At 37.8% G+C, this 14,494-nt stretch carries 14 protein-coding genes and 1 tRNA gene; 5 read left to right on the forward strand and 10 right to left on the reverse strand.

Features of this window, described 5'->3' with window-relative positions:
- Nucleotides 1–72 precede the first annotated feature (72 nt).
- From HQN83_RS09270 to HQN83_RS09280, 3 genes are all read right to left on the reverse strand, one after another.
- Nucleotides 73–150 (reverse strand) — tRNA-Val (locus HQN83_RS09270).
- A 114-nt stretch (nt 151–264) separates the two neighbouring features.
- Nucleotides 265–990 carry a DNA repair protein RecO gene (gene recO / locus HQN83_RS09275; RefSeq protein ID WP_173090047.1) on the reverse strand — a complete coding sequence of 242 codons (726 nt, stop codon included), beginning with the start codon at nt 988–990 and terminating at the stop codon, nt 265–267.
- Between the two features lie 3 nt (nt 991–993).
- Nucleotides 994–1,341, reverse strand: a complete 348-nt coding sequence (locus tag HQN83_RS09280) for a diacylglycerol kinase family protein (RefSeq protein WP_173090048.1) — start codon at nt 1,339–1,341, stop codon at nt 994–996.
- 103 nt (nt 1,342–1,444) lie between these two features.
- Here HQN83_RS09280 and rlmF point away from each other — a divergent pair, with 103 nt between their 5' ends.
- Complete coding sequence (rlmF, locus tag HQN83_RS09285; protein ID WP_173090049.1) at nt 1,445–2,398, forward strand: 23S rRNA (adenine(1618)-N(6))-methyltransferase RlmF; 954 nt, start codon at nt 1,445–1,447, stop codon at nt 2,396–2,398.
- Here the strand turns inward: rlmF and HQN83_RS09290 are convergent.
- Genes HQN83_RS09290 through HQN83_RS09300 form a run of 3 tightly spaced genes read right to left on the reverse strand, consistent with a single transcriptional unit; the run spans nt 2,395 to nt 4,677 of the window.
- A complete protein-coding gene (locus HQN83_RS09290) occupies nt 2,395–2,703 on the reverse strand; it encodes a hypothetical protein (protein WP_173090050.1) in 309 nt (102 codons plus the stop codon). The two genes, rlmF and HQN83_RS09290, sit on opposite strands and share 4 nt — an antisense overlap.
- 9 nt (nt 2,704–2,712) lie before the next feature.
- Entirely contained in the window at nt 2,713–3,999 is a 1,287-nt protein-coding gene (locus HQN83_RS09295) for a DUF2130 domain-containing protein (RefSeq protein ID WP_173090051.1), read from the reverse strand.
- Nucleotides 4,000–4,008: 9 nt separating this feature from the next.
- Nucleotides 4,009–4,677: a metal-dependent transcriptional regulator gene (locus HQN83_RS09300; RefSeq protein WP_173090052.1), complete on the reverse strand. Its 669-nt coding sequence runs from the start codon at nt 4,675–4,677 to the stop codon at nt 4,009–4,011.
- 85 nt (nt 4,678–4,762) lie between these two features.
- On the opposite strand from HQN83_RS09300, the gene HQN83_RS09305 reads away from it, so the two are divergent.
- The 3 genes from HQN83_RS09305 to HQN83_RS09315 all read left to right on the forward strand — a co-directional run bounded on the left by HQN83_RS09305 (nt 4,763) and on the right by HQN83_RS09315 (nt 8,220).
- Nucleotides 4,763–5,905, forward strand: a complete 1,143-nt coding sequence (locus HQN83_RS09305; protein WP_173090053.1) for a putative sensor domain DACNV-containing protein — start codon at nt 4,763–4,765, stop codon at nt 5,903–5,905.
- A gap of 408 nt (nt 5,906–6,313) precedes the next feature.
- Nucleotides 6,314–6,679, forward strand: coding sequence for a PadR family transcriptional regulator (locus HQN83_RS09310; RefSeq protein ID WP_173090054.1), 366 nt, complete (start codon nt 6,314–6,316; stop codon nt 6,677–6,679).
- Nucleotides 6,679–8,220, forward strand: coding sequence for a PspC domain-containing protein (locus HQN83_RS09315; RefSeq protein ID WP_173090055.1), 1,542 nt, complete (start codon nt 6,679–6,681; stop codon nt 8,218–8,220). The genes HQN83_RS09310 and HQN83_RS09315 overlap by 1 nt, the downstream gene beginning before the upstream one ends.
- A gap of 4 nt (nt 8,221–8,224) precedes the next feature.
- On the opposite strand, the gene HQN83_RS09320 is transcribed toward HQN83_RS09315, so the two are convergent.
- Both HQN83_RS09320 and HQN83_RS09325 read right to left on the reverse strand, forming a co-directional pair.
- Entirely contained in the window at nt 8,225–10,948 is a 2,724-nt protein-coding gene (locus HQN83_RS09320) for a carboxypeptidase-like regulatory domain-containing protein (protein ID WP_173090056.1), read from the reverse strand.
- 199 nt (nt 10,949–11,147) lie between these two features.
- On the reverse strand, nt 11,148–11,780 hold the full coding sequence (locus HQN83_RS09325) for an NAD(P)H-dependent oxidoreductase (protein WP_173090057.1): 633 nt from the start codon (nt 11,778–11,780) through the stop codon (nt 11,148–11,150).
- Nucleotides 11,781–11,985: 205 nt separating this feature from the next.
- On the opposite strand from HQN83_RS09325, the gene HQN83_RS09330 reads away from it, so the two are divergent.
- Complete coding sequence (locus tag HQN83_RS09330) at nt 11,986–12,969, forward strand: outer membrane beta-barrel protein (protein ID WP_173090058.1); 984 nt, start codon at nt 11,986–11,988, stop codon at nt 12,967–12,969.
- Between the two features lie 65 nt (nt 12,970–13,034).
- On the opposite strand, the gene HQN83_RS09335 is transcribed toward HQN83_RS09330, so the two are convergent.
- Both HQN83_RS09335 and msrA read right to left on the reverse strand, forming a co-directional pair.
- On the reverse strand, nt 13,035–13,499 hold the full coding sequence (locus HQN83_RS09335; RefSeq protein ID WP_173090059.1) for a copper resistance protein NlpE: 465 nt from the start codon (nt 13,497–13,499) through the stop codon (nt 13,035–13,037).
- Between the two features lie 362 nt (nt 13,500–13,861).
- The gene (msrA, locus tag HQN83_RS09340) at nt 13,862–14,461 is read right to left on the reverse strand and encodes a peptide-methionine (S)-S-oxide reductase MsrA (protein ID WP_173090060.1); all 600 of its coding nucleotides are present in this window, start codon (nt 14,459–14,461) and stop codon (nt 13,862–13,864) included.
- Nucleotides 14,462–14,494: the final 33 nt, after the last annotated feature.

A 14,494-nucleotide genomic window follows, 5' to 3' on the forward strand; every position in this document is an offset into this window, starting at 1 on the left:
GTTCTACTCTTTTGTTTGAAAAGACCAGCTGAGTAAGCTGTTGTCATTAACCTTCGAATCCTCGTTAGGTTTTGGTGGGAGATACTGGGTTCGAACCAGTGACCCCCTGCTTGTAAGGCAGGTGCTCTGAACCAGCTGAGCTAATCTCCCCTTTGGTTCTACTCTTTTGCTATAAGGCCAGCCGAGTTAGCTGTATTGTGCCCTAATTGTTAGGGAGTGCAAATATACACCTCTAATTTAAAACTCCAAAACTTTTGTGAGATTTTACGCAAGTATATCTTCTAAAACTTGATGCGAACGAATATCTCCAAAAGAAGCTGTATGTAAAGTGTAGTAAATCAGTATTTTATCTAAAATGGCTCTGCGGGTTTTATTTTCTAATTTTATTTCATTTATTTTTTCAAAAGGCGAAGCAAATAGAGAAATGAAGAGAATCGCATCTGTTTTTTCTAAATAGTGGGCATGTACAGGGAGCATCGACTTGAATTCACCTTCCTGTAAATCGAAGTAACTTTGGTCACTTTTTGTTTGCATACTGGGTGCAAAGCCTAAATACCTTGATAGTTTTAGCAGAAAAGCGAGGTGGAAATTCACGTTTTGTTCATTACTCTCGTCCAACCAGCAAATGGAATTAAAAATGAAATCAAACAGATGGTCATCTGCCATTTGTTGTCTTATGCTTTTGTACAATACTTCATTAATGAAAATGGCCATTGTACTTTTTATAATGTCGTACGGGATGCTGCTAAAAATAGGAGAGGGTCTGAGCTCAGAAACACGTTGAATGCCAGTGTTGGCCTTATGGTACACTACCATATCAACAAGATGTAAAGGCTGCAGCATATTCATCCTGATTTTGGCCCTTGGCTTTTTAACGCCATTAATCATGTACGACTGGATTCCGAACTTTTCGGTAAAAATCTGCACCACCACACTGCTTTCGCTGTAAAGCGTGGTTTTTAAAACAATACCTCTTGTTTTGTGCAACATGACCTAATAAATTTTAGGAATGAAAATAATAAGGCCAATTATTGCAGCCCCAATTGCTGCTATTAGTACACTCGCTGCGGCAACATCTTTAATTATTTTGGCTTTAGGGTTATATTCTGGCGAAACCAAGTCGACAAGTACCTCAATAGCGGTATTTATCAGTTCAGTTATCAATACAATGGCCGCGGCAATAACTATCCAAAGCCATTCATTTACAGATAATTTAAAGTACCATCCGGCCAGGGCAGTCAATAACAGGGCAACAACATGAAACTTAAAATTGAGCTGTGTTTTAAAGGCATAAGCAACACCCGAAAACGCGTACCCAAATCCTTTTATAAACTTTAGCATAGTATCTTCAAAATTGAGAAATTATAGACGCAAAGTACGGTATGCTTTCTTATATATCCAATTGTTTAGCTAGAACGCTTAACTTTGGGTAATTTTTATACTAATGTCTACAGAAAAAACATCCTTACATCCAAGAAATAAGCATCGCTTTAGGTACGATTTCCCTGAATTGATTAAGAGTCATCCAGAGCTTAAAAACTACGTTGCAGTTAATTCGTATGGAGATCAATCTATAGATTTTTCTGATCCGGAATCGGTTAAGAGCCTTAATAAAGCGCTTCTTAAGCATTTTTATGACATTTCTTATTGGGATATTCCTGCGGGCTATCTTTGTCCGCCTATACCAGGGAGGGCAGATTATGTTCACTATCTGGCAGATTTGCTTGCTTCTGTTAACAATGGGGTTGTGCCTACGCGAAAATCTATACGTGGTTTAGATGTTGGGATAGGCGCCAATTGTGTTTATCCGATTGTGGGGCATCAGGAGTATGGGTGGAGTTTTGTTGGCTCTGAAATTGATTCTGGAGCCATTAGAGCTGCAAAAGCGATTATATCAGCTAATCCGGAGTTGGCAAATGCTGTGGTTTGCAGGCCTCAAAGTAATAAGCACCATATTTTTAAAGGGATTATTAAGCCCGGTGATTTGTTTGATTTTAGTATGTGCAATCCACCTTTCCATTCTTCGGCAGAGGAGGCGCAGGCGGGTACGAAAAGGAAATTGCACAACCTGGGCAAGCAAAAGGGAAAGGGTGTAACACTAAATTTTGGCGGACAAAATACAGAGCTTTGGTACGAAGGTGGTGAGGTTGGTTTTATTAGAAATATGATCGAAGAAAGTGCTGCTTTTGCAAATCAATGCCTTTGGTTTTCGACTTTAGTTTCGAAGAGCAGTAATTTACCGTTTATTCATAAAATGCTTCAATACGCTAAGGTTGCGGAAGTTAGAACTGTAGAAATGGCACAAGGACAAAAGATTAGTCGTTTTGTAGCATGGACATTTATGGACTTGCAGAAACAGGATAACTGGGTTAAAACCAGGTGGGGCCAGCAGGTTTAAGGGAAAATAGAAACGCTAGCCTTTTTGTTTTTATAAGCTCCAATTTGTTCTCCGGTAGTATAATTTTTAAAGAGAAGCGAATCACTTTCTTTAAATCGCAATTTTAGCATACAATATAAATGGAGGCATTTAATCCAGTTTAGGGCTGTGGCCTTGTCTTTCCAAATTTCGGGGTATACGTGGACTTCGTTTTCTTCAATTCTTAAGAGGTTCTTTTCCTGAAGTTCTTTAACATTGGCAATAATTTTGGCCGTTTGAGCGGCCAAATGTGCGGTATGCTGTACTTTCTTTTTTGCGTATATCATAAGCCAGTTTTATTCTAACAATAAGGCGTCGTCTTCGTCATCTGTAAGGCTCAGTTGGATGCTGTCTGTTCCTGCAATACCTTCAATAGAGCCTCTGATGTGTGCCGCATTCAGTAATACTTTTTCAAGCTGTTTTTCCCTTGCTTTCCATAGTTTTTCCATGGCATCACGTTCTTTTTGAATAGATAGTTTCATACTCATAAAACCTTCTCTAATGGCTTTCCATTGCTCAGAGAACTCGTTGCTGGTTAAATAGTCATAAAGCATGTGCATTTTATCGCCACGGTTTTCTTGAGATTTTGAAGCAGTGAAAAGCTTCACTATGCCATCTCTAAGGATGTAAGAGACTGCTTTTACCTCATCAAATGAGCAAATCCAAACGCCATCTTTTTCGCCAAAGCAATCCATTCCTTTTGGATAGGCCTGGGTTACAATAACGGCAACATCAACACCCATGCTGCGCATATCCTTTTTTAATTTCTCAATCCACTCCATTGAGAAATCTTTGGTGCGCTTGCTTTCATAGATGATTTTACCGCATTCTTGCCCAAATTGGTTTCTAACGTGGTGTACACAATCTGCACCTCTAACACCTTTACCAACTTCAGAAATCAGGTCGAAAGGGAAGGCGTTTCTAAGTAATTCTTCCAGGATTAACTCTTGTACCTCACCCTGCAATTGCATGGAGCCTTGCTCAGCTTTACGCTTCATCTCTTCGGCTAGCTTTTTCTGATCGTCGAGCTGTTTTTCCAGTTCTTTTACCCTTAACTGATGTTCAGTTTCTTTTATGCTGTTTTTTTCTGCTTCTTGCTTTCTGATTTGGTCGGTCATATCAGCACGCTGCTCTTGTAGCTTACGTTGCAATTGAAGCTCCATTTCTTCTTCCTTTTGCCTCATGGCTTCTTCCTTTTTTAGGAATTCGAGCTCTTTGGCGCGGGCAGACTTTAGCTTCTCTTCGCTTTCTTTATTGGCATTGCCGAGCATTTGTAGTTTGTTCTCGAAATCTGTAGCGATGCTTTTGCGCAAGCTTTCTTCCAAGGCAGTTTGAAGTTGTTTCTTTTCTTCAATTAATTTCTCTTCATAGATCTGGGCTTGCTTTTTTTGTTGTTCTTCAAAGGCAAGCTCCTGTTGTTTCTGCTGAGTTAGAAATTCGTTTTGTTTTTTTGCAAAGTCCTCTTCCTTTTGTTTGGTAAAGGAAACCATCTTCTCTCTAAGCTCCTTCTTATATTGTTCAGCCATTACCTCTTCAATAGGGAAAGTATGTGCGCAGTTAGGACATTTTATTTCGGTTGACATATATGGGTATTATGGAAGTTGGTTAATAAATAAACTATCTGCAAATTTCATTGATACACTTCTGGGTTCATCGTTCTCAATTTGAACGTTTAATGAACCATCAAAAGCAATTACTTCAAGCACTTTTATTTTAGTGCCAATGGTAATCTTTAATTTTTCGAGATATTGAAGAAATAAAGTAGATGTATCTTTAACTGCGGCCACTTTGCAGTTTTGACCGGCTTTTAATTCTGATAACAGTGTTTTTGCAATGGCCGGCATATCGCCATTTGCTTTTGGAATTGGGTCGCCATGCGGATCAAATTCAGGAAAGTTAAGGAACTCATCAAGCTTGTTTACCAATTTGGCTGATTGTATATGTTCTAACTGTTCGGCAACTTCATGAACTTCATCCCAGCTAAAATCAAGCTTTTCATATAGAAAAGTTTCCCAAAGCCTGTGTTTTCTTAAAATAGCGATGGCATTTTTTCTACCGCTATCTGTAAGTAATATTTTGCCATACTTTTTATAGGTAACCAAATCTTTCTCCTTCAGCTTTTTTAACATGTCTGTTGCTGTAGCAGGCTTAACACCCAAAAGGGCTGCCATTTCATTGGTGCCTGCCTCGGGTTTTTCATCGTTTTGAAAGCTCAGTTTTAATAAAGCCTTTAAATAGTTTTCTTCTGTATAAGATAGCATCGTACAAACTTATCGCTTTGTGGAGGAAATAAAGATAATAAATATCAAATTGTAACTTTTAAATTCAATACGTTAACTTTAGGGCATGATCTACCAATCTACCTATCAGGCAGCAAGGATTATTGCCCCTAAAGTTGAGGCTATTTTTGCCGCGCACCTTGCAGCTGCCAGAGATAGCGGAGAGGATGATCTGGCCCCTTTGCCTACTGCACGCATTGTAGAGGCTATAATTGATGCTACTTTTTGGGCTAGTTTACGTAAAGAGGAAGGGCATTCTCCAAAAATATCGCTCGCGTTTTTACCACCTCAACAGGCAGGAAATCCACTGTTATTTAAGAATAGATTACCCTTAAATCCAGGCACATTAACCAAATTGGCACCGGGTGTTGAACGGGCAGGTATACACCTTGGCGTTTGGGAAGAAGATGGTGCGCTTTACATTTGGGGAACCACAGTTAGCATTCCAAATTTTTGTTTTGTACTTGATGTTTCTGAACCGGCTTTGCTGGTAATAAAGCATAGAAGAATTTATGGTTTCGGTAAATTCACTAACATCGCTGTTCTTAAAGGTGATCAGGTAAAAATGGTTGATGGAATGAGTACGAGCGTACCCGATTGTCCGCCGATGCTTTTATCATTGCTAGATCTTACTGCTCCTTCTTATTGGAACGATTCTGTAAATGTGCTTATTCAATTGGCCGTTTCTATGAGGGCTCATGGAAGAGGGGGAACTTTACTGGTTGTGCCTAATGAAACAAGCAATTGGTTGCAATCTATTATAAAGCCTATTCAATATTATGTGCAGCCATCTTTTTCGGGTTTGTCTAAATTGTTGCAACAAGATCGTAAAGAAGCTAGTCAGATTTTCTGGCAAACTGCTTTAAAAAGAGAAGTTGAGCATCTGGCAGGTTTAACTGCTGTTGATGGGGCAACGGTTATCAGTAGTCAGTACGAATTGTTGGCTTTTGGAGCAAAAATAGGACGGGCAAAAGGTAAGGATAACGTTGATGAAATTTCCTTTTCAGAGCCGATAACAGGTGGTGATGCAATCGTAATGCATCCGTCTAAAGTTGGTGGAACAAGGCACCTTTCGGCTGCTCAATTTGTTCATGATCAGAGAGATGCTACAGCTTTAGTTGCCTCTCAGGATGGCCATTTTACGATTTATACCTGGTCTGAATATCAGGATAGGGTACAGGCCCACAGAATAGATACGCTTCTGCTCTAAATCAGGAGAAAATAATCGCTCCAACAATTACACTTATAAACAGGAGGATCATTACTATACGATCAGCGGTAATCCATTGTTTTCTCGTTAATTCTTTGTGTATTTCCTCCTCTTTTCGCCTGGCGAAAAAATTAATGAAGGAGTGAGTTTTAGTTAACATAGGTAGATGGTTTTCAGGTAGATGCATTTGATTAATGCAAACTGTGAGCCAAACTTATGTTTGTCCGCTAAAATGTTGATAATTATGATTTTTCGTTAACATTTCTAACCAAATTTTTGGTTTTTAAGGTAGCATTAGATTTTTTGATTAAAATTATTATGCTGTATATCAGGTTATTGTGATGAAAGTTTGATTATTTATAGTACTATGTATTGCATATTACTATACAAAACATATAACTTTGTATTATGATAGCAGAAAATACGCAAACGCAAATGCGAAAGGGCATACTGGAATATTGTGTGCTTCTTATCATATCCAGAGGTGAAATTTACGCTTCGGATATTATAGCCGAATTGAAATCGGCAAGGTTGCTTGTGGTGGAGGGCACTTTGTATCCTTTGCTTACCCGCTTAAAGAACAACGGACTATTGAGCTATAACTGGGTTGAGTCTACATCTGGGCCGCCCAGAAAGTATTATTTACTTACTGAAAAGGGTAAATCAATATTAGGGCAGCTAGACTCTACATGGCAGGAGCTTGCCTATGCTATAAATACTTCAAAGAAAGTTGCCGATAATGAAACCAACGACCAAATAAATCTTAACAAGTAATGAAGAAGACACTCAACATAAATATTGGCAATTCCATTATTCATATAGAAGAGGATGCCTATGAAATGCTGACAATTTACTTAAATGAAGTAAAACAGCATTTTGCAAAAAGCGCAGATGATTTCGAAATTGTAACCGACATAGAGAACAGAATTGCAGAGATGTTTGGCGAAATGTTAAACAACCAGCAAAAGCAGGTGATTAATATTCAGGACGTTCAATCTGTTATTGCTCAGATGGGATCGGTAAAGGACTTTGAATCATCTGAAGAAGATGAAACAGAAGAATATATTGCTCCTCCACAGTTTAGTGTAAAAAAACTCTACAGAGATACAGATCAGGCAATGATAGCCGGTGTATGCTCTGGCTTAGCTCATTATCTGGATGTAGAATCTCGCTTGGTAAGGCTGATTGCTATTGCTACTATTTTTCTGGGTGGGTCTGGTATATTAGCTTATGTAGTGTTATGGATCATGATTCCAAGAGCGGTAACGAAAGCTGAGAAGATGACGATGAGGGGTGAAGAAGCAAATTTACGCGGATTTGCCAATAGTTATTTGCAACCATTGGTTCATCATTCGAGAGGTTTTATCGCTGAATTTTTGGATGTATTGGGCAATTTTATAAATGGAACGGGAAAGGTTATTTTCAAAATTATTGCTGCCGGTATCATTGCTTTTGGAGGAATAGCTATTTTATCTCTAATAGTAATACTTGCTGCATTGCTTGGGATATGGGACTCGAATATTTATCAGATGTTCCCTCTTAGCATCATTAATCAAGAATATATAACTGTATCAGTGTTTGCAGCATTTGTAGTTTGTGTAATTCCTGTTTTGGCTCTAGTTCTTTTTTCAATTAGAGTAGCATTTAATAGCAGACCAATGAATAAGTCGCTTTCATTTGGATTGTTGATTATTTGGCTTGCAGGTGTGGCTGTAACTACATTTTATGTGGTAAAAATAGGTTCTGAATTTAAAGAGGGAGCCGAATTTACTCAGGTGAATGATGTTAAAGCATTTCAGACTTATACTTTGAATATTGACAGAACCAGGTTTTTTACAAAAGAGGATAGCTTGCGCTATAGTATTGATCCTGGAAATTATAATGGACGCAGAATCTTAACTGATCTTGACCATAATTTTGATGCCCCTAGAAACATCAGGTTGAATATTGAGAAAAGTGAAAACGGAAAAGTCTCTTTAAGTCAGTACTATAAAGCAAGAGGTAAAACTTTTGAAGTAGCATTAAAGAACGCTCAGAATATTCATTATGATTTCTTACAGCATGATTCACTATTAACATTTAGTCCGATGCTGCAATTTGCCAAAACGGGCAACTGGCGCGGTCAGGAAGTTGATTTAACATTAAAAGTACCTGTTGGGACTAAACTTAACATAAGCAAAGACTTTAGCAGATACTTAGATGGCTACGGCTATTGGGATTGTAATCACGATTCAAATAGTGAATTCACGGCATGGAAAATGACCGATGCCGGAATTAAATGCGAGCATGAAGAGACTGAAAATAACGGGGAATAACCGATTATTTAACAGTATAGCGGTAGACTGAGCGGGATACATTTCCATCTTTGTCTACCCCTTCTATTACCGCTCTATATGTACCATTACCATCTCCATTATAATATTCTAAAGACAATGCTCCGGTAGCATCTGGAACTACTTTAGGGTTCCAATATATTGTGCTTCTTAAGTCATTAAAATTATAAGTGCTGGCGGCATTTACATACTTAGGAGAATAGAATTCTCTTTGAGTACTGAATCCTTTAGGACTAAACTTTGTAATGTTTGCCTCAGGCATAAGCTTTTTAAATTCTGCTAAGCTCATTTTTGTACCCTTAGGTGCTTTTTTCAAGTTTACAACTAATACACCATTTGTTCCGTACAATCTATTTACGGTTCCCAATTCATCTTTAGGGAATACTTCAACCGATTCTACATCTGAAGATTGAATGGCAGTTAATGCAAAGTAATCACTTGGTGATCCGTTAATGAAAATTTGTACAGGTGTTTTGTTCCCCTGATTGTAATCTCTGGTTACATAGAAGTTATTCTCAAAATAGGTTAAGCCCATAGCTAAAGTTTGCAAGCAGAGTGCGAATGTATTACATCCCTGAAAACGATCTCCATCTATAGTAGTTCCTGTGATATTGCTTAATCCGGATAGTGAAGGATAATCGGCATGACTAGGTTTCTTTACTTTAGCTCCCTCAATTTTTACCTCTTTAAGTGTGCGCAGGTAGTTGTATTGTTTTTTACTGTTGTTTAAATAAGGGGCAAGGGCACTGTCTATATTAACTATTTCGTCGAGTTGTTTAGGGTTTTTGGAAATAGGGGCGGCTACCTGTCCATCAAGCATTATCATTAGGTTAGAGCCATTGGCGCTGTATTTAGCATTGATAACTACTTCTGATGAATCGGGAATGTTAAGGTTAGGGAAAACAAATACTCCTGTGTTATTTGTTAATGCCTCTGCGGCATATTTACTTCCGGTAACAGTTAATCTTAATGCTCCTTTTCTTACCGGCATACCAGTACGATCTCTCAGTGTACCTGAAATTCGCATGTCTTGTTCAGGTAACATGGTTAGTGGCGTAAGCTGACCCGTCATGATGTCTTTGAAATTAAAACGTCGGTAACCTTGGGTAAGCATTAATACATCCAGATCGGATGATTTCTTTTCGTCAGGTTTGTTGAAATAGTAATTAGGTTTTTCAATATAACCTTTCAACTCAGATGTAAGGAGTAAGGAACTTAATATGGTAATCTCGTTGTCTTCGTTTACAGGTACTTTCTGATCATCAGTAACAGAGATAGAATAACTTCCGTCAATAGGTGTTGTTCCGTTCTTTGCCGTTACGGTCATTTTTACCTTTTGTCTTGGTTTGTAAGTAGGTAGATCCGTCTTTAAGGCTATGTTTACTGTGCTTTTTGGATAATTGAATGCAAGTCTTTCACTTACAGGGGCGCCTGCTTCGTTGAATAGGGTGATTTGCGTGATACCTGAAGGAAATTTGTCTTTAGGGATTTTGGCATTTGTAGCTAAGCCGTTTAGCTTGGTTTTAGCTGCGTAATAAACAATTCCGCCATTGGAACCAACAATAAATACTGATTTTCCTTTGTTAGCTGCAAAATACTCCTCGTTGGCAAATATTTTAAGCGCTATAGCTAATGGATCTGTATTGGTTACTTGAAGTGTTATACCGGATGGAACTGATTTTGGCAATTCGAAACTCTTGGTAGTACCATCTTTAAACGTAACGTTAGCAGTGTATGTTTTTGTATTTTCTGTATTTAAATAGAATGAGCCCATACCCAGATGCGCAGATGTAAAGTCTGTAAGTTTATTCCCTCCGTTATCAGTAATTGTACCTTTTACATCGATACCTAAGCCTGCACCATTTATTGCCTTAAAGCCGATTCTTGTGGCTACACCACTAACTAAATCCCCACCTTCTGGAAAGAATTGAATGTCATTGGTGTTTTTAACCGGTTTAAGTTTGAAGTTTGAGGTGACTATATCCGTTTCACTTAAGGTTACATCGGTTATAAGTTCACCGTTTGTAATTGGCTCGTTTTTACGTGAGTCAATCTTGATTTTTAAGATTCCATTCTGATCTGTAGTACCTTTACCTTTGCTTACAACGTCAAAATTGGAGGTAACTTTCCAGTTTACGGTTTTATTAGCCTGTGCAACATTTTCGCTGTTCTTAAATTGAACTATGGCCTCAATACTCTGGTTTTTATCTGTTTGATTCGTTTTATAGCTGAAATGTGTAATCAGTTGTTTATCTATCGCTTCGCCAATCGGAATGGTTTTGCTAAAGAAAAAGTCTTCTCCAAAGTTTAGCATCCATAAAGTATATGCTTTAATGTAGTAGTTCCCTTGTTTGTATGTGCCTGGGGTAAGTGGAATATTTCCGGTAGCAATCCCCTTTACAACAGGTAATTTTACGGTTTGAACTAAAGAGTCTCTATTATTTATAATATCAACATAAACTACCTTGCTTAAAATGGAAGGAAGATTTTGTTCCATTGTTAAGTATGTTTTAAACCAAATAGTATCGGCTACGCTATAGTAAGGTTTATCAAAATGCACATAAACCCTTTCCGTCGGACGTTCTTCCGCGAGTTTTTTGGATTTATTCATGATATTATCTAAAACAATACTGTCTTGCTGTGCATATGAAGAAAGTTGCACGGCAGTTGAAATGAATATAAGGGCAATTACAAATTTTACGAATCTCATCAAAATGAATATATGCTGTTAATCACGCTAATATATTCATTTATGAACTGAATAGGTTAGTTGGATCGCATCTTTAACATATTTTGACATATCATTGCGACTCAGGAAGGGCTCTAATACAAAAAAAGACCCTGAAAATGAATTCAGGATCTTCTTATTTTTTTTGTTACGTTGAACTTAGTTCAACCTTCTGGCCGGTTTATTTAAACTCGATTACAAAATCTGATAAAGGTGTACGTACCTTTTTAAGGTTTGCTAACCAGTCGCCACTTGCATCTCTGTATCCTAATGGAAGTAATGTAGTACTGCGTAATCCTTGTTCTCTTAAGCCTAACAATTGATCAACTCCTGCTGGATCGAAACCTTCCATTGGAGTAGCATCAACTTTTAAAATGGCAGCCTCTGTTAAAGCAACACCAAAAGCGATGTAAGATTGTTTTGCTGCGTGATGGAAGTTTTCTTCCTCAGTTTTTGCAGTATATAAACCTATAAGTCTATTTACATAATCAGCTGTTGCAGATTCAGGTAATCCACGCTCATTGTTGGTATGATTAAATACCGCTTTGATGCGTTCTTCTGTATAATTATCCCATGCAGCAAAGATTAATAAGTGAGAACAATCAGTAATTTGAGATTGTCCGTAAGCCACTTCTTTAATTTTTTCTTTTAATTCTGGGTTGGTAACTACAATAATTTTAAATGGTTGTAAACCTGAAGATGTTGGCGCTAAGTGTGCAGCAGCTAAAATCTGATCAACTTTATCTTGTGAAACTGTTTCACCATTCATTTTTTTTGTGGCGTATCGCCAGTTTAAGGCTTCAATTAAGCTCATATTCAAATTCTTTAGTTTATTTCCTTGTTGTTTGCACTTATATTTAGCTCTAACGGGAGCTTTAAAAATAACAGTGTTAGCAAATGTAGTAACGTTAGGTTGAACAATAAAAAAAACTAAAGCTTATGACTTTTAAATGATAACAAACTTTTTTCGGGTTTGATACGTTTATTGCTATGCATGCATATAAATAAATCTAACCAATATGAAAAAGTTAATTCTATCAGCAGTATTATTAGCCACTGCCTCTCTGTCATCATTAGCACAAGAAAAAGGCTTTTACATTAAGCCAACAGGTAGTTATTTTATGAAAGTAACTCCGGTTGAATTTCCTGCAATAAACGGCCAATTAGCAAGAGATAAAACTACAACTATTACCGGAACTGGTGCAAGTGCTACCACGACTACTTCTGAAACTGCATTGACAGGTTCCTTTGGACAGGGCTTTAGGGTGGGATTAATAGGCGGTTATCAGTTCAACAAGATTATTGGTGTTGAAGTAGGGCTGAATTATTTTAAGAGCGAAGAGCAAGACATGCTGAAACAGACTGTAATCAATAACGGTACAAATGTGTTAAGTCTGCATGCGGTAGGAATGGTGAAAGCGTTTGACGTTGCGCCTGCATTGGTTTTCCGAATTCCGAATGCAGGAAAGTTACAACCCTATAGTAAAATTGGTGTAATAGTTCCTATTGGAGGATATTTGCAGATTAATACTTCTGTAGATGATAAAACAGGGCAGATCGCGGCCTCGCAGGGAACGGTATCGCCTCCGGGCACTCGCACAACTCTTGTTTTGGCAAGGGAAGAGCGCATTAACCCAAGACCTACTATCGGTTTTCAGAGTGCTTTAGGATTTGATTATAAGATTGGCAATAATATAAGCTTGTTCTCTGAAATTGAATATCGAAATGTTTCTGTTGGTGGTAAAGATAAAGAGCTTAGGAAATATGATGGAACAGCAACTGTGGTTGTGAACGCAACTAATACTCCGGCAGGATCAAAACAACTTACGCTTAATGATCAACCCAAAGGGGATAGGGATGTTAATTATCACAAAACTATAAATTCATCGATGAACGTTAAGGGACAGGCCAATTATGACTCTACTAAACCATCTGATGATTTGAGGTCGTACATTAATATAGGTGGACTTGGATTGAACGTTGGCGTTAAAATTGGAATATAAGTACATTATTGAGGCCATTCAGAAAGTGTTTTTATAACTTTATGAATGGCCTTATTTAATCTCATCTATTTTTTGAGAATATAGTTTTCGGCTAATGCTCCTGTAATTCTATTTCCTTCAAGATCAAGTTGGGTTAGGGTATTCTCTCCAACGAAAAACTGACTTGGCCTGTCTTTTAGGCCTTCAAGAGAAATTTTTGACCCGGTTGCGTCCCATTTAAAGCTTCCTTTTTCTTCGAATACTTTATCGCTTTTACCTTTATATGTTGTTTTAACTATAAAAGTCATGTCTTTGTTTAGTGTTACTTCTGTTTCAATTCCTTCGCAGTCTGCACATGGTGTGATGCCTTTATAGGTGCCATTCCAATCAAGAGAAGTTTTGGCATTGTGAGCATCCACAACTGTTTTTGGATCTTTTGCTGTTGCTGTATCTATTAAGGATGCATCAGTGTTTTTTTGTGATTTGTTGTTGTTACTGCAGCTCCATAGTAGTGTTGAAGCTATTGCCATCGATAGGAATTGTTTTTTCATAGGGAATGATATCTGTTTTGATTGAGGGCATCAAATATTAAACCAAGAAAAAGGTGGTGTTCAAAAAAGGTAGGGTGGCTATGCGCTTTCGTTATGAGCGGCCGTTATAAGTGTTCGCTATGGGCGGCCGTCATAATCTTGAGTCATAAGCGTTCGTTATCCTGAATTTATTTCAGGACCTCTCAAAAGAAAGGAAGCCATGCTAGTGCGAGGTCCTGAAATAAATTCAGGATAACGATCAAATAACAGGACGATCAAATAACAGGACGATCAAATAAATAATGACGAACGCTTATATAATTGTCGTTACCCGTCATTACCACCTTTTTGAAAAGCCTCTTTGGTTATTACTATAGCTACTTCTAGGGTTTAAGCTTTGCTTTAAATACCTTTTCAAGTTTTTCCATTTTAGGTAAAATCACAAGGCGACAATAAGGTTTGTTCGAATTTTTATTGAAGTAGTCTTGGTGATATCCTTCTGCTACATAAAATGTAGATGCTTTGTTTATAGCAGTTACTACCGGTTTATCAAATGCTTTGGTGTCATTCAGTTCTTTTTTATATTTCTCGGCAAGCTGTTTCTGCTCTTCGTTATGATAGAAAACGACTGAACGGTACTGGGTACCAACATCTGCACCCTGACGATTTAAGGTTGTTGGATCATGGCTTTTCCAAAATACTTCGAGAAGCTCTTCGTATTTTATTTTTGCCGGATCATATGTAACCTCGATTACTTCTGCATGACCGGTAGTTCCGGTACACACATCTTCGTAGGATGGATTAGCCACATTGCCACCCTCATAGCCTGATTTAACCTCCTTAACTCCATTTAAACGTTGAAAAAGGGCCTCGGAGCACCAAAAACATCCCATGCCAAATGTGGCCTTTTGTGAATTTTTAGACTGTGCATCTGCGCCAATTGCTGATAAAAGGACTAGGGTCATAATGAATATACTTTTCATAACTCAAATACTAATTTGAAAATCTTTTGTAAA

It is taken from the genome of Pedobacter foliorum (genome assembly GCF_013266735.1).
Lineage (GTDB): Bacteria > Bacteroidota > Bacteroidia > Sphingobacteriales > Sphingobacteriaceae > Pedobacter > Pedobacter foliorum.